A 16,033-nucleotide genomic window follows, 5' to 3' on the forward strand; every position below is an offset into this window, starting at 1 on the left:
GCCGCGCCAATCCACAACCCGTTTTTGCGGTTTCCCGGGGGGGCCGGCCAACCCCCCCCCCCCCCCCGGCGGGGCGGGCCCCCCGCGGGGCCCCCCGCCACGGATCCCCACCCATCCCCACCTTGGAGACGCCCATGGGCCGTCAACATCCGTCCTCGACCTGGCGCACCGCGCTGAGCGCGGCGCTCGTCCTCGCCGGCGCGGTCGGCGGCCTGGCCGGGTCACCGGCCGCGCAGGCCGCCACCTCGGGGGCCGCCGCCACCGCCGCCATCTCCACCTCCGTCACGGTCGACGGCACCAAGCCGGGCCTGACCTTCGACGGAGTCGGCGCGATCTCCGGCGGCGGCGGCAACTCCCGCCTGCTGGTGGACTACCCGGAGCCCCAGCGCTCCCAGCTGCTGGACTACCTGTTCAAGCCCGGCTACGGCGCCTCGCTGCAACTGCTGAAGCTGGAGATCGGCGGCGACACCAACTCCACCGACGGCGCCGAGCCGAGCATCGAGCACACCCGCGGCACCATCGACTGCAACCAGGGCTACCAGTGGTGGCTGGCCGAGCAGGCCATGGCCCGCAACCCCGACATCAAGTTCCTCGGCCTGTCCTGGGGCGCCCCCGGCTGGATCGGTAACAGCGGCAGCGGCGGCAACTTCTGGTCCCAGGACTCCATCGACTACGTGATGTCGTGGATGGGCTGCGCCGCCCAGCACCACCTGAACGTCTCCTACCTCGGCGGCTGGAACGAGCGCGGCTTCGACAAGGCCTGGTACGAGAACCTCAAGAGCACGCTCGTCGCGCGCGGCTACGGCGCCACCAAGGTCGTCGCCGCCGACGACACCTGGGCCGTGGCCGACGCCATGGCCGCCGACCCGGCGTTCAAGGACGCCGTCGACGTCGTCGGCGTGCACTACCCCTGCGGGTACATGAGCTCCTTCACCGAGTGCCCGAGCACGCCGACCGCCCAGGCGCTCGGCAAGCCGCTGTGGGCGAGCGAGAACGGCTCCCAGGACCTCGACACCGGCGCCCCGGCGGTGGCGCGCGGGATCAACCGGGGCTACCTCGACGGGAAGATGACCTCGTTCATCAACTGGCCGGTCATCGCCGCGCTCTACCCCGACCTCTTCTTCTCCACCGACGGCATGTCGATCGCCAACCAGCCCTGGTCCGGCAACTACGGCATCGGCAAGACGACCTGGGTCACCGCGCACACCACCCAGTTCACCCAGCCCGGCTGGCGCTACATCGACGCCGCGAGCGGCTACCTCGGCGGCGCGCGCGCCAACGGCAGCTACGTCACGCTGAAGAGCACGAACAAGCGCGACTACAGCACCGTCATCGAGACCCTGGACGCCACCGCCGCCCAGACCGCGAACTTCACCGTCTCCGGCGGCCTGTCCACCGGCAAGGTGCACGTCTGGTCCACCGACCTCAACTCGGCGAATTCGGCCGACTGGTTCGTCCAGCAGAAGGACGTCACCCCGTCCGGGGGCCGCTACACCCTCACCCTCCAGCCCGGCCGGGTCTACACCGTGACCACCACCACCGGTCAGGGCAAGGGCGCCGCCACCCCGCCGGCCGCCGCGCCGATGCAGCTGCCCTACGCGGACGGCTTCGACACCCCGGCCACCACCACCTCGCCGAAGTACTTCACGGACATGAACGGCGCCTTCCAGACCGTCGCCTGCGGCGGCGGCCGCACCGGCAGCTGCCTGCGCCAGATGGCCCCGCTCTCGCCGATCCGCTGGACCGACGAGGTCTACAACGCCCCGTACACGATGATGGGCGACGGCAGCTGGTCCAACTACACCGTCACCGCCGACACCATGTTCGAGCAGTCCGGCACCGTCGAGCTCCTCGGCCGGGTCAACCAGCAGGGCCGCAACAACAACGGCCTGAACGCCTACCACCTGCGGGTGAGCGACACCGGCGCCTGGTCGATCGACAAGAGCGACACCAAGTGGAACTTCACCACCCTGGCGAGCGGCACCACCGCCGCGCTCGGCACCGGCCGCTGGCACACCGTCGCGCTCACCCTCGACAACGACACCCTCACCGCGAGCATCGACGGCACCGCCGTCGGCAGCGCGACCGACGGGAGCTTCACCAACGGCCGCGCCGGCCTCGGCGTGACCGGCTACCAGACCGAGCAGTTCGACAACTTCGCCCTCACCCCGGGCACGCCCACCACCCACACCGGCCCGATCGCCTCCGCCCTGCCCGGCACCTGCGCCCGTCCGGCCGCCGACACCAGCGGTGCCGCCGTGCAGCTGTGGGCCTGCGACGGCAGCGCCCAGCAGGTGTGGACCCGCAGCAACGGCACCCTGACCCACAACGGCAAGTGCCTGGACGTCGTCGGCGCCGGCACCGTCAACGGCACCAAGGTCGAACTCTGGGACTGCCACGGTGGCGCCAACCAGCAGTGGCTGCCCCAGCCGGACGGCAGTCTGAAGAGCGTCCAGTCCGGCCGCTGCCTCGACGACCCCGCCGCGGCCACCGCCGACGGCACCCCGCTGGAGATCTGGGACTGCAACGGCGGCGCCAACCAGCGCTGGACCCTGCCGTAACCGGCTGACCCGCGGGACGTGCGACGGCCCCGCCCGGAGGTCAGGCCTTCGGCCCGACGGACGCCTCGGCGTCCTCGGGCCGAACGCCGGCCGCCCGGGCGGGGCCGTCGCACGTGGTGCACGGCCGGCCCGGGCCCGCCGGATCAGGGCCCGGGCCGGCGGCTCAGGGCCCGGTGGGGGCGGTACGGGGTTCCACCGTCATGAGGAGGTTCTCGGGGTGGTTGGTGCTGGTCATGACGCCCCGGACCCGCGCTCCCGGGGCGGGGGCCAGCCGCCAGCGGCTCGCCACGGTGGCGACCACGGTCATCATCTCGGTGCGCGCGAAGGACTCCCCGACGCACAGGTGGTGGCCGGCGCCGAAGGGCACGAACGCGCCGCGCGGGACGGGCGGCCGGTCGGGCAGCCAGCGGTCGGGGTCGAAGCGCAGGGGGTCGGGGAAGTGGCGCGGGTTCCGGTGGAGGACCAGGGCGCTGAAGATGAACTCGGTGCCCTCGGGGAAGCGGTAGCCGCCGAGTTCGACCTCGGTGATCGCGCGGCGGATCGTGATGCCCCCGGGGTTGCGCATCCGCAGCGACTCGTCGACGATGCGACGGGTGTGACCCAGTCGGGGCAACTGGTGAGCGGTGAGGGGGAGTTCGACGTGGTCCTGGAGCTCCTGGTGGAGCCGCTGGTCGACGAGCGGGTGCCGGCCCAGTTCGTGGAAGAGCCAGGCGAGCCCGCCGGCGGCGGTCTCGGTGCCGGCCACCAGCAGGGTGATGAGTTCGTCGTGGAGCTGGCGGTCGGTCATGGCCTCGCCGCTGTCGGCGTCCCGGGCCCGCAGGAGCGTCGCCAGCAGGTCCGGCCGCCCGCCCGTGCGCTCGGCCCGCTCGGCGTGGATCAGCCGGTCGACGGCGCTGCGCAGGCGGTCGTGGGCGTCGGCGAGGCGGCGGTTGCCCGGTGTGGGGAGCCGGTGCCAGAGGTTCGTGGGGTCCAGCACCCGGGTGTACATGCCGCGCAGGACGACGGGCAGGGCGCGGCGGATCTCGGCGGCGGCGGACTCGTCGAGCGAGGTGGAGAACAGCGTCGAGGTGACGACGGCGAGGGACAGCTCCAGCATCTGCAGGGTGACGTCGACCACCTGGCCCGGCCGCCAGGAGTCGGCGCGCTCGGCGGCCAGCCGCGCCATGGTGTCGACGTAGTGGGCGATCCGGCCGTGGTGGAACGCCGGTTGCACCAGGCGCCGTTGGCGGAGGTGGAACGCCCCTTCGGAGGTGGCCAGCCCGTTCCCGAGGTAGGGGCGGAGCTTGTCGAAGGAGCGGCCCTTGGCGAAGCTCGCCGCTTCGCCGACCAGCACGCGGTGGACGAGCTCGGGGCCGGTCAGCACGTAGCTCGGCTGCGGGCCGAGGTGGGCGGCCACGATCGGGTCGTAGGCGGTGAGGCTGTCGAGGAACTCCAGCGGACGCCGCCACAGCGCGAGCGCGTGGCCGATCAGCGGGAGCCGTCCGGGGGCGACGGGAGGGGCCGGCGGGCGGCTGGTGGTGGGCATCGTCGTTCCTCCGATGAGGGGTCGGAGCCCAGTCTGCGGTCCGGCGCACCCCCTGCGCACCCTTCGCGCCGGGGCGCGCTGGTGGACTTCCCGGCGCGCTGGTGGACTTCACGGCGCGGAGGCGGATTCACACCTTGTCCGTACAACTCGATGCGTTCGTCTTCCGTACGACAGCCGGTCATGAACGGGCCGCCGGCTGGTACCCCGCACACGCTGTCCTTGGGGGCGCCGTCCTCCACCCTCCTGACATGCTGAGGTCAATCCACCCATGGCAGAGCTGAACCGCCGCCGTTTCCTCCAACTCGCCGGTGCGACCGCCGCGTTCTCGTCGCTGTCGCAGAGCATCGCGCGAGCCGCGTCCATCGCCCCGCAGGGGAGCACCGGCACCATCCAGGACGTCGAGCACATCGTCGTGCTGATGCAGGAGAACCGTTCGTTCGACCACTACTTCGGGGCGCTCAAGGGCGTCCGGGGCTTCGGCGACCCCCGGCCGGTCACCATGCCGAGTGGCAAGTCGGTGTGGTACCAGACGGACGCCCTCAAGCGGGAGGTGCTGCCGTTCCGGCCCCAGGCCAACGACCTCGGGATGCAGTTCATCCAGGACCTCAACCACGACTGGGCCGGCGGCCACAAGGCGTTCAACAGCGGCAAGTACGACCAGTGGGTGCCCGCCAAGACGGCCACCACGATGGCCTACCTGACCCGCGAGGACATCCCCTTCCACTACGCGCTCGCCGACGCGTTCACCATCTGCGACGCCTACCACTGCTCGTTCATCGGCTCCACCGACCCGAACCGCTACTACATGTGGACGGGCTGCACCGGCAACGGGGTCACCGGCAACGGCCCGGTCCTCGGCAACCAGGAGGCCGGCTACAGCTGGACCACCTACCCCGAGCGGCTGGAGAAGGCCGGGGTCTCCTGGAAGATCTACCAGGACGTCGGCGACGGACTGGACGCGGCCGGCTCCTGGGGCTGGATCGGCGACGCGTACCGCGGGAACTACGGCGACAACTCGCTGCTCTACTTCAACAACTACCGCAACGCCAAGCCGGGCGACCCGCTGTACGACAAGGCCCGCACCGGCACCAACGCCAAGGCGGGCGACGGCCTGTTCGACCACCTGCGGCGCGACGTCCAGGCCGGAACGCTGCCGAAGATCTCCTGGATCGCCGCGCCCGAGGCCTTCACCGAGCACCCCAACTGGCCCGCCAACTACGGCGCCTGGTACGTCTCGCAGGTGCTGGACGCGCTGACCTCCAACCCCGACGTGTGGGCGAAGACCGCGCTGTTCATCACCTACGACGAGAACGACGGCTTCTTCGACCACGTCGTGCCGCCGTTCCCGCCCTCCTCCGCCTCGCAGGGCCTGTCGACCGTGGCGACCGGCACCGACTACTACGGCGGCAGCATCGGCTACTCGGCCGGGCCGTACGGCCTCGGCCAGCGGGTCCCGATGCTGGTCGTCTCGCCCTGGAGTACCGGCGGCTACAGCTGCTCGGAGACCTTCGACCACACCTCGATCATCCGCTTCATGGAGCGCCGCTTCGGCGTCCAGGAACCCAACATCTCGCCCTGGCGGCGCGCCATCTGCGGCGACCTGACCTCCGCCTTCGACTTCACCGCGTCGAACCCGGCCCCGGCGGCGCTCCCCCCGACGGCCGGCTACGCCCCGGCGGACCGCAACCGGCACCCGGACTACGTGCCCGCCCCGCCCGCCACCGGCACCATGCCGAAGCAGGAGCCGGGGGCGAAGCCCACCCGCCCGCTGGCGTACGCGCCGTACGTGGACGGGGCGGCCGACACCGCCACGGGCAAGTACCGGCTCACCTTCAGCGCGGGCGCGGCGGCCGGCGCCCAGTTCCTGGTGACCTCGCCCAACCGCACCGACGGCCCGTGGACGTACACCACCGAGGCGGGCAAGACGATCGCGGACGCCTGGAACACCACGTACTCCAAGGGCGTCACGGACCTGACCGTGTTCGGCCCCAACGGCTTCCTGCGCCGCTTCCGCAACCCCGGCAAGACGGCCGGTCCCGAGGTCACCGCCCGCCACAACGCGAGCACCGGCAACCTCGAGCTCACCCTCACCAACGCGGGCGCCGCGGACGTCGTGCTCACGCTCGCCAACGCCTACGGCGGCACGCCGCAGACCGTCACCGTCCGCCGGGGCGCGACCCTCGCGTACACCGTCGACCTGAGCGGCTGCCGCAACTGGTACGACGTGACCGTCACTTCGGGCGCGACCGCCGACTTCGTGCGCCGCTTCGCCGGCCACGTGGAGACCGGCGCCCCCGGCCTCTCCGACCCGGGCATCGTCACCTACTGACGGCACCCGTGACAGCGCCGCCCCGGGCACCTGGGTGCCCGGGGCGGCGGCGTTCGGAGCTCGGCGGCTCGTCAGTGGTTCGTCAGAGGAAGTAGAGCCGGTTCAGCGGGACCTCCTCCGCGGGGGAGGACCGCAGCGGCGTGCCGTCGAGGGTGACGAGGCCCTCGCGCGGGTCGACGAGGACCTCGCCGAGGCGGGAGTTGCGCACCATGTCGCGCGGCCCGATGCCGCGGGTGTGGCGGACGGCGACGCGCCGGCGCCGGGTCGTCATGCTGTCGTAGGGGCGGTCCCGGGTGCCGGACTCGGCGGCGGCGCGGCTGGTGAAGGCGACGGAGAGGTCGGCCGGAGTGGCGCCGTGCGCACCGAACAGCGGTCCCAGGACGAGGGGTTGGCAGGTCTCGGTGGCGGCGTTGGGGTCACCGGTGACGCCGTATGCGGGGAAGCCGGCCTTGAGGACCAGCTGCGGCTTGGCGCCGAAGGAGGCGGGGTGCCACAGCACGATGTCGGCGAGCTTGCCGACCTCGATGGAGCCGACCTCGTGGGAGAGGCCGTGCGCGATGGCCGGGTTGACGGTCAGCTTGGCGATGTAGCGCAGCACGCGCTCGTTGTCGTCGTCCGGGCCGTCGCCCTCCAGCGGGCCGCGCTCGGCCTTCATCTTCCCGGCCACGGCGAAGGTGCGGCGGACCGTCTCGCCGGCCCGGCCCATGCCCTGGGCGTCCGAGGAGGTGATGCCGATGGCCCCGAGGTCGTGCAGGACGTCCTCGGCGCCCATGGTGCCGGCCCGGATGCGGTCGCGGGCCATCGCGGCGTCGCCGGGCAGGTCGGTCTTGAGCCCGTGGACCGAGACGATCATGCCGTAGTGCTCGGCCACCGCGTCGCGGCCGAAGGGCAGGGTGGGGTTGGTGGAGGAGCCGATGACGTTCGGCACGCCCGCCATCTTCAGCACGTTGGGGACGTGTCCGCCGCCGCAGCCCTCGATGTGGAAGGCGTGGATGGTCCGGCCGTCGAGGACGCTCAGGGTGTCCTCGACCGAGAGGCACTCGTTCAACCCGTCGGTGTGCAGGGCCACTTGGACGTCATGGGCCTCGGCGACGGACAGTGCCGTGTCCAGGGCGCGGGTGTGCGCGCCCATGTCCTCGTGCACCTTGAAGCCGCAGGCCCCGCCCTCGGCGAGGGCTTCGACGAGCGGGGCGGGGTGGGAGGACGAACCGCGGCCCAGGAAGCCGATGTTGACGGGCCAGGCGTCGAAGGCGTTGAAGGCGTGGCGCAGCGCCCAGGGCGAATTGACGCCGACGCCCCAGGCGGGGCCGAACTCCTGGCCGATGATGGTGGTGACGCCGGAGGCCAGCGAGGCCTCCATGATCCGCGGGGACATCAGGTGGACGTGGGTGTCGATGGCGCCGGCGGTGGCGATCAGGCCCTCGCCGGAGACGATGGCCGTCCCGGTGCCGACGACCACGTCCACGCCGTCCAGGGTGTCCGGGTTGCCGGCCCGCCCGATCGCGGCGATCCGGCCCTCCCGGATGCCGATCGAGGTCTTGCGGATGCCCTGGATCGCGTCGATCACCAGCACGTTGCTGATGACGAGGTCGCAGGTGTCCCGGACGGCGGCGGCCTTGAGGTGCAGGCCGTCGCGGGCGGTCTTGCCGAAGCCGACGAGGAACTCGTCGCCCGGCCGCTGGGAGTCGGATTCGACCCGGACGACCAGCCCGCTGTCGCCGAGCCGGACCCGGTCCCCGGCGCGCGGGCCGTGCACGGCGGTGTACTCGGACGCTTCGATGCTGCTGCTGGTGCTCACGGCTGGTTCTCCCGGTTCGCCTGGTTCGCCTGGCTCTCCCGCCCGTCGTCGACCGCTCCGAGGTAGCCCTGTTCGGCCGCCCGGCGCAGGGCCTCCTGCCGTGCCCGCGGCGAATCCAGCGGGCCGTCCACGAGCCCCGCGAAGCCGATCGCGACCCGCTCGCCGCCGATCGGCACCAGGCCGACCTCGACGGTGGCGCCGGGGTCGAAGCGCACGGAGGAGCCGGCCGGGACGGCGAGGTGGGTGCCGTAGGCGGCGGCCCGGTCGAAGGCCAGCCGCGGGTTCACCTCGAAGAAGTGGAAGTGCGAGGTGACCGAGATCGGCACGTCCGCGGTGTTGCGCACGGCGAGGGTGTGCACGGGCCTGGTGCGGCCGTCCGTGCCGCTGTCGGTGCCGCTCCCGCTGTCGGTGCTGCGACCGGTGTCGCCGCCGGTGTCGCCGCCGTTGTCGCTGCCGTGGAGTACGGCGCCCGGCGCGGCGGCGCCGAGGGTGCCGCCGCCGAACGGGTCGGCGATGACGGCGAGCCGGGTGCCGTCCTCGAACACGGCCTCGACCTGGATCTCGGTGACCAGGTCGGGGACGCCGGGCAGGACGTCGTCGGTGGAGAGGACGCGGCGTCCCCGCCGGACGGCCTCGGCCAGCCGGAGGCCGTCGCGGGCGGCCTCGCAGACGGTGTCCGAGACGAGCGCGATGGCCTCGGGGACGTTGAGCCGCAGGCCGCGGGCACGGCGGGCGCGGGCGAGTTCGGCGGCCGTGAAGATCAGCAGCCGGTCGCGTTCGGTGGGGGTCAGCTGCACAGGGGTTCCCTTCTCCCTCGGTGCGGGACGGCGGGGGTCAGCCGGCGGGCTGGTCGTGGGTGGCGCAGTGGATGCCGCCCCCGCCGCCGGCGATGGTGTCGATCGGCAGGGGGACGATCTCGCGGTCCGGGAACTGGTCCCGGAAGACCTCCTGCGCATGGCCGTCGGCCTTGGCGTCGCCGAACTTCGGCAGGTAGACGCCCTTGTTGCCGATGTAGAAGTTCATGTACGAGGAGACGAAGGCGTCGCCGCGGCCGGTGATCCTGTCCGGGTCGGGCTGGCTGATCTCGATCACCTTGAGCTTGCGGCCGGCCGCGTCGGTGGCCTCGGCGAGGACGGCGCGGGCCTGGTCGGCGGAGCGGGACCAGACGTCCGGCGGGGTGCCGGGGAAGGCCCGGTCCAGGAGGACGACCCCGGGGGCGGCGTAGCGGGCGAGGCAGTCGACGTGGGCGTCGGTGATGTCCTTGCCCTTGACGCCCGCGAGCCAGATCACCTTGGTGAGGCCCAGCGCCCGCTTGAGTTCCGCCTCGATCTCGTCGCGGGTGCGGCCCGGGTTGCGGTTCTCGTTGACCACGGAGCTCTCGGTGACCAGCAGGGTGCCCTGGCCGTCGGTCTCGAAGGAGCCGCCCTCGGCGGTGACCGGGGTCTCGATCCGCTCGATCCCGTACTTCTCCAGGACGGTGCGGGCGAGCCGGCCGTCATTGGCGTGCTCCTGCTTGCCGCCCCAACCGCTGAAGTTGAAGTCGACGCCCTGGACCTTTCCGCCCTCCTCCACGAAGACCGGGACGGTGTCGCGGGCCCACAGGTCGTCCACGGGGACGGAGAGCAGCTCGACGTCCGAGCCGCAGGCGTTGCGGGCGGAGGCCTCCTGGCCGGGGCGGACGAGCAGGACCACCGGTTCGCGCCCGCCGATGGCCCTGGCCACCGTGGCGATGTCCCGGCGGACGGCCCGAGCTGTTCGCCCCAGACGTTCTCGGAGGCGGGCCAGGCCATGAAGGTCCGTTCGTGCTTCTCCCACTCGCCGCCGAGCCGGCGTCCGCGGACGGGCGCCGGGGCGGGGGCGGACGCCGGGGGCTGAGCGGGGGCCGGCGTCGAGGCCTGGCCAGGGGTGCCGGAGGCGGTCGGGGACGCGGAGTCGGCCGGGTCGTCGTCGGAGGCGGCGCAGGCGGTCGCACCGAGGGCGATCGCACCGGCGCCGGCGAGCGAGCGCAGGACGGTGCGGCGGGCGAGGGAGGGCTGGGACACGCTGGACTCCGGTGGGGCTGGGGGTGGTTCCGGTTCGGCGGGCGAGGCGGGCTCCGGGGGAGCGGTCGCGCGGCGCCGATGGGCGGTGGACGAGGTCGTCCCGGTGGACGGGGGTCGTCCGGCATCGCCGAGACTGAACTCTCGCATTGACTGAAAAATCAGTCAAGCTTTACGGTGAAGCCACCCAAACCACCCCGATACGACCCGGGCCGCCGAACGGCCGGCCCGGTCACGACGATGAAAGGCCGGGTGAGGCGGCGATGCTGCGCAATGGTCTGGAGCCCTGGCACGTGCTGGTGACGGTGGCCGTGCTGGTGCTGCTGTTCGGCTCCAAGAAGCTGCCCGAGATGGCGCGCGGGCTGGGGAAGTCGATGCGGATCCTGAAATCCGAGACGGCGGCGATGCGGGAGGAGGAGGTCCCGTCCGGCGGGAGCGGGAGCGGGAGCGGGAGCGGGAGCGGCACCGGCAGCGGCACCGGCGTCAGCAGCGCCAGCGCCGCCGGCGGCCCGGCCGAGTCGGCCCGGCGCTCCTGAGCTGTCCGAACCGGCCGTGCGTACCGAGGCGCCCGAGAGCCGCCGTTTCCCCACCAGCCGGTGCGGGGGCGGCGGCTCTCAGCCGTTGCGGCGGTAGTGGTCCAGGGACACCCTGACCGGCCCGTCCGCGCCGGCGGTCGACAGGACCCGGACCACGGCGACGTCCCGCCCGTCCGCGGACCGGACGCAGAACGCGCCGCGCGGTCCGACGGCGGCGAACGGCACCCGCCCGGCCGAACGGGTGCCGAGCCCCTTGAGGCAGTCGGCGACGCCCAGGCCGGCGTCCCGGCCGATGAAGGTGTCGGCGCTCTCCGGGACGAGGAACTCGCCGTCGCCGCGGCTGACGTACCAGGTCGCGCTGTCCACCGGGACGACGGTCCCGGTGGTGAGGTCGAACTCGTAGGAGGAGTCCGCCGAGGTCAGCTCGACCCCGCGGTAGACGGCGGCGTAGTCGGTGGCGGACTGCGGTGCGGAGGCGGTCGGCGAGGCCGGGGCCGGCCGGGTGGCGGACGGCGATCCGGCGGGGGCCGACGGGACGGGCGGAGTCGGCGAGGCCGGCGCGACGGAGCCGGATACCGGGGCGTCGGCGGGCGCGGCCTCCACCTCGTCCGGGTCGTCGAGCAGGAGCACCGCCGCCGCGGCGCCGACGGTCAGGGCCACGGCGGCGGTCAGCGCCGTTCGTCCGAGGGCCCGTCTGCGGCCGCCCCTGACCCGGGCGCCTCCCGCAGTGCCGCGGCCGGCCCCGGCCGAGGGCGCCGACTCCGACGCCGCCGGCACCGATGCCGTCGAGAGCTCCGACGCCGTGGAGAGCTCCGACGCCGGTGCGGATGCGACGACGGTTGGCGTCGGGACCGCCGCCGGGGCCAGGATCGTACGGGCCGAGGCCCAGCCGGGCCCGGCCGTCCCGTCGCCCGGATCGCCGGAGGTGCCCCGCTCGGCCTCGGCCGGCTCCTGCGGCAGGTCGGCGTGCCGGGTGATCTGGCTGGTCAGCCGGTGCGGCAGCCAGTCGTCGCCGAATCTGAGGTGTCCGCCGACCGCCGGGTGGCTGCGGGCGGCGGCGATCACCTCGGCGGTGGTCGGCCGGTCCTCGGGCCGCTTGGCGAGGCAGTGCGACAGCAGCTCGCGCAGGCCCTCCGGGACCCGGCCGAGGTCCGGCTCCTCGTGGACGGTCCGGTAGAGCGTCGACGGGTCCGGCCCGTCCCCGAAGGGCGGGTTGCCGCCGGCGACGTGGACGGCGAGGGCGCCGAGGGCGTACACGTCGGTGGCCGGGGTCGCGGGCCGGCCCATCGCCTGTTCGGGCGCCATGTAGGCGGGCGAGCCGATGCGCAGGCCGGTGCCGGTGAGCGCGGTGGCGTCGGCGGCCCGGGCGATGCCGAAGTCGATCACCCGGGGGCCGTCCGGGGCGATCAGCACGTTGCCCGGCTTGAGGTCGCGGTGCACCACGCCGCTGTCGTGGATCGCCTGCAACGCCTCGGCGATGCCGGCGATCAGCAGCAGGACCGTCCGTTCGGGGAGCGGGCCGAAGCGCCGCACCACCTGCTGCAGGGACGGGCCCGGCACGTACGTGGTGGCCAGCCACGGGGTGGCGGCCTCCACGCCGGCGTCCACGAGCTGGGCGGTGAACAGCCCGTGGATGCGTCTGGCGTTGGCCACCTCCTGGGCGAACCGGGCGCGGAACTCCGGATCCTCGGCCAGTTCGGGCCGCACCACCTTGAGCGCGACCGGCCGCCCGCCCGGGGTGTACGAGAGGTAGACCCGGCCCATGCCGCCGGCCCCGAGCCGTGCGTACAGCCGGTAGCCGCCGACCTCGCGCGGGTCGTCCGGGGTCAGCTCCTGGAAGACCGGCTGGAGGGCGAAAGGGGATCGGTCAGCGGACATGCGGGCTGCCTCTCTCGGCGGGCGGAGGTCGGGACGCGCGGGGCCGGACGTCCGCGGGAGCGGCGTTCGACGGCACGGCCTCGCAGAGTTTAGAGGTTCTGTCAGGATTGGCCGAATCCGGCACCGGCGGGCCCGGTGTGCACGCCGGGGACTTGCCCGACCCGCCCGACCCGCCCGGCGCCCCGGTGTCCCGGTGGCCCTAGGCGTGCCCCAGCTCCGCCTCGATCGCCCCGCGCAGCAGGCGGCGGGCGTGCTCGACCGGCAGGGAGCCGCTGAGCCAGCGCACGCTCAGGCCCTCGACGAGTGCGGTCAGCCGCTCGGCGGCCGCCGCGTGCGCCGGCGCGGTGCCGCCCGGATCGGCCCGGGCGAGCAGTTCGGCGACGTCGTGCACCCAGGTGTGGGTGGTCCGCGCGAGGTCCTCGCGAAGCTCCGGGTCGAAGACCGCGGTGGCTCTCAACTCGCCCCAGGCGGTGCTGTTCTCCCGTACTTCGACGGTGTCCTGGAGCTCCAGGAGCAGCACCTGTTCCAGGTCGGCGCGGGGGTCCTCGGTCCGGGGCACCGGGTCGGGCTCGGCGGTGTAGTGGTCGGCGCGGTCGCTGATGAAGTCGAGCGTCCGGCGCAGCAGGCCGGCCCGGTCGGTGAAGTGGTAGTAGATCAACGAGGTGGACACCCCGGCTTCGCTCGCCAGCTCGCCCACCCGTAGTCCGCGTACGCCGCGCCGGGCGATGACCCTGGTGGCGGCCTTGAGTATTTCTGTCCGACGGTCCGACATGGGCGCCCACTCTATGTGCTCCCCGGCTGGTCGAGCCAGCTTCCTGATGATCGTTTCAGGGTTTTCGAGGAGTCCTGCGCCGAAAGCTTGACTGAATTTTCAGTTCGATGCAGGATGCGGGGCAACCCCCCCACCTCCCACGTCATCCAGGGAGCGCCATGCACACCTCCACGCCCTCACGACGCGGCCTGCTCCGGCTGGGCGCCGCCGCCGTCCCCCTGATCGCCCTGGGGACGGCCCTACCGGCCACCGCCCGGGCCGCGACCGCCGCTCCGGCAGGCGCTCTTGCTCCGGCAGGCGTCCCCGCTCCGGCAGGCACCGTCGCCCCGGCCGCGGCGGGCACCACCGCGAGGCTGCGGATGCCCGCCGAGAGCGACCGGCACGACCGCACCTTCATGGCCTGGCCGGCCCTGTCCTCGATCTGGCGGACCCAGCTCTCGGCGGTCCGCGACGACATCGCCACCGTCGCGTACGAGATCTCCCGCTACGAGCCCGTCGTCATGGTCGCCCGCCCCGGCCAGGCCGCCGACGCGCGCTACTACTGCGGCCCCGGCGCCTACCACGCGATCACCGTGGTCGAGATCTCCAACGACGACCTGTGGATCCGCGACTTCGGCCCGACCTTCGTGGTCGCACCGGGCACCGTCGCCGGCGTCGACACCAACTTCAACGGCTGGGGCAAGACCGGCACCCCCTACTACCAGCGCTACACCGAGGACGCCGCGGTCGCGGCCGCCCTCCTCGCCGAGTACGGCGTCGACCGCGTCCGGGCCCCCTTCGTCGGCGAGGGCGGCGCCCTGGAGACGGACGGCCAGGGCACCCTGCTGGCCACCGTCAGCTCGCTGGTGAACCCCAACCGCAACCCCGGCATGTCCCAGGACCAGGTCGAACAGGCCCTGAAGGCGTCGCTCGGGATGGACAAGGTGATCTGGCTGGCCGGGCTGGCGGGCCAGGACATCACGGACTACCACATCGACTGCCTGGCGCGCTTCACCGCGCCCGGCCGCGTGATCCTCGACAAGCCCGGCCCCGGCACCGACCGGACCTGGATCGACGCCTACGAGCAGGCCAGGCAGGTCCTGCGGACCGCGACCGACGCCCAGGGCCGCCCGCTGACCGTCGTGGAACTCCCCGGCCCGGACCGCGCGCGGATCCGCGGGCGCGGCAAGGACTTCCTGTCCAGCTACACCAACTTCTACGTCGCCAACGGCGCCGTGTTCGTCCCCCAGTTCGGCGACGCCGGTGCCGACGCCCGGGCCCGCTCGATCCTGCGGGCCGAGTTCCCCGGCCGCGACGTCGTCCAGCTGAACATCGACACCATCGCCTCCGGCGGTGGCGGCATCCACTGCGCCACCCAGGCCCAGCCGGCCGTCCCGCCGGCGCTCTGAGCTCCCTGGCGGCCCGTCCGGTACCCCACGGAGGCGGGCCGCCAGGGACCCTTCCGCTCCCACCACCCTCATCACCCCCACCACCCCTCCAGCCCGGCCGGCCCGCGCCCCGAACGCGCCGGTCCGGCCGGGCGCCGACCAGAAGAGGTTTCCCGTGACGTACCGAATGCCCGCGGAGTGGACCGAGCACGAGGGCTGCCTGATGGCCTGGCCCGTCCGCCCGGACCTGTGGGGCGACACCCTGGCCGAGGTGAAGCGCGAGTACGCGGCGGTCGCCCGCGCCATCGCGGAGTTCGAACCGGTCACCATGGTGGCCCCGCCCGGCCACGGCGACGAGGCACGCGCCCACTGCGGCACCGGAGACCGCGGGACGGGCATCACCGTCGTCGAACTCCCCACCGACGACTCCTGGTTCCGCGACTCCGCGCCGATCTTCGTCCTCGACGGCGAGGGCCGCCGGGCCGGCGTGGACTTCCGCTTCAACGCCTGGGGCCGCAAGCACAGCCCCTGGGACGCCGACGACCGGATCAGCGGCCTGCTGCTGGAGCACCTCGGCACCCCGGCGATCCGCTCCGAGATGATCCTCGAAGGCGGCGCGATCACCGTCGACGGCGAGGGCACGCTGATCACCACCGAGCAGTGCCTGCTCCACCCCAACCGCAACCCGGAGATGACCCGGCAGGAGATCGAGGCCGAGCTGAAGGCCCGGCTCGGCGTCACCACGATCGTCTGGCTGCCGTACGGCGGGGCGCTGGACACCGAGACCGACGGGCACGTGGACGGCGTCTGCGCCTTCGTCGCCCCCGGCAAGGTCGTGGTGCAGCTCCCGGCCGATCCCGGGCACCCGGACTACGCGCGGATGCGGGCCAACCGCGCCGTGCTGGAGCACTCCACGGACGCCCAGGGCCGGCCCTTCGAGATCGTCGACCTGCCGCAGGCCGCCTTCGTCGAGGTCGACGGCCGGGAGGTCGAGGTCGGCTACCTGAACTTCTACCTCGCCAACGGCGGCGTCGTCGTGCCGGTCGCCGACCACGACGAGGACGAGGGCGCGCTGGCCGTGCTCGCCGCCGCCTACCCGGACCGCAAGGTCGTCGGGGTGCGCGCCCGGGTGATCGCCCACGGCGGCGGTGGCGTCCACTGCATCACCCAGCAGATCCCCGCCGCCACGCCGTCCGCGGCCGATCGCGCCTGACCCTCGCCAGCGAAC

General features: G+C 73.4%; 11 protein-coding genes. 5 read left to right on the plus strand and 6 right to left on the minus strand.

What is annotated here, in order from left to right; genetic code table 11:
- The first annotated feature begins 134 nt into the window (after positions 1–134).
- Entirely contained in the window at positions 135–2,561 is a 2,427-nt protein-coding gene (locus ACFWP2_RS37245) for a ricin-type beta-trefoil lectin domain protein (protein WP_380460108.1), read from the plus strand.
- A gap of 163 nt (positions 2,562–2,724) precedes the next feature.
- Here ACFWP2_RS37245 and ACFWP2_RS37250 read toward each other — a convergent pair whose 3' ends face one another.
- Positions 2,725–4,086, minus strand: a complete 1,362-nt coding sequence (locus ACFWP2_RS37250) for a cytochrome P450 (protein ID WP_380460110.1) — start codon at positions 4,084–4,086, stop codon at positions 2,725–2,727.
- A gap of 268 nt (positions 4,087–4,354) precedes the next feature.
- Between ACFWP2_RS37250 and ACFWP2_RS37255 the strand changes: the two genes are divergently transcribed.
- Positions 4,355–6,415 (plus strand): phosphocholine-specific phospholipase C, encoded by a 2,061-nt coding sequence (locus ACFWP2_RS37255; RefSeq protein WP_380460112.1) that lies wholly within the window; start codon positions 4,355–4,357, stop codon positions 6,413–6,415.
- 82 nt (positions 6,416–6,497) lie between these two features.
- On the opposite strand, the gene ACFWP2_RS37260 is transcribed toward ACFWP2_RS37255, so the two are convergent.
- From ACFWP2_RS37260 to ACFWP2_RS37270, 3 genes are read right to left on the minus strand one after another with little or no spacing between them, the layout of a single operon-like run.
- A complete protein-coding gene (locus tag ACFWP2_RS37260; RefSeq protein ID WP_380460114.1) occupies positions 6,498–8,213 on the minus strand; it encodes an urease subunit alpha in 1,716 nt (571 codons plus the stop codon).
- On the minus strand, positions 8,210–9,010 hold the full coding sequence (gene ureA, locus ACFWP2_RS37265) for an urease subunit gamma (RefSeq protein ID WP_380460116.1): 801 nt from the start codon (positions 9,008–9,010) through the stop codon (positions 8,210–8,212). The genes ACFWP2_RS37260 and ureA overlap by 4 nt, the downstream gene beginning before the upstream one ends.
- A gap of 37 nt (positions 9,011–9,047) precedes the next feature.
- Positions 9,048–9,935 (minus strand): agmatine/peptidylarginine deiminase, encoded by an 888-nt coding sequence (locus ACFWP2_RS37270; RefSeq protein ID WP_380460118.1) that lies wholly within the window; start codon positions 9,933–9,935, stop codon positions 9,048–9,050.
- 580 nt (positions 9,936–10,515) lie between these two features.
- On the opposite strand from ACFWP2_RS37270, the gene tatA reads away from it, so the two are divergent.
- A complete protein-coding gene (gene tatA / locus ACFWP2_RS37275) occupies positions 10,516–10,788 on the plus strand; it encodes a Sec-independent protein translocase subunit TatA (RefSeq protein WP_380460120.1) in 273 nt (90 codons plus the stop codon).
- Between the two features lie 78 nt (positions 10,789–10,866).
- Here tatA and ACFWP2_RS37280 read toward each other — a convergent pair whose 3' ends face one another.
- Together ACFWP2_RS37280 and ACFWP2_RS37285 are read right to left on the minus strand one after the other, a co-directional pair.
- Positions 10,867–12,666 carry a protein kinase gene (locus tag ACFWP2_RS37280; protein ID WP_380460122.1) on the minus strand — a complete coding sequence of 600 codons (1,800 nt, stop codon included), beginning with the start codon at positions 12,664–12,666 and terminating at the stop codon, positions 10,867–10,869.
- A 199-nt stretch (positions 12,667–12,865) separates the two neighbouring features.
- Entirely contained in the window at positions 12,866–13,438 is a 573-nt protein-coding gene (locus tag ACFWP2_RS37285) for a TetR/AcrR family transcriptional regulator (protein ID WP_380460124.1), read from the minus strand.
- Between the two features lie 158 nt (positions 13,439–13,596).
- Here ACFWP2_RS37285 and ACFWP2_RS37290 point away from each other — a divergent pair, with 158 nt between their 5' ends.
- Both ACFWP2_RS37290 and ACFWP2_RS37295 read left to right on the plus strand, forming a co-directional pair.
- Positions 13,597–14,826 (plus strand): agmatine deiminase family protein, encoded by a 1,230-nt coding sequence (locus ACFWP2_RS37290; protein WP_380460126.1) that lies wholly within the window; start codon positions 13,597–13,599, stop codon positions 14,824–14,826.
- Between the two features lie 154 nt (positions 14,827–14,980).
- The gene (locus ACFWP2_RS37295) at positions 14,981–16,018 is read left to right on the plus strand and encodes an agmatine/peptidylarginine deiminase (RefSeq protein ID WP_380460128.1); all 1,038 of its coding nucleotides are present in this window, start codon (positions 14,981–14,983) and stop codon (positions 16,016–16,018) included.
- Positions 16,019–16,033 lie beyond the last annotated feature (15 nt).

Origin of the sequence: Kitasatospora sp. NPDC058444 (assembly GCF_042721415.1) — a bacterium.
GTDB lineage: Bacteria > Actinomycetota > Actinomycetes > Streptomycetales > Streptomycetaceae > Kitasatospora.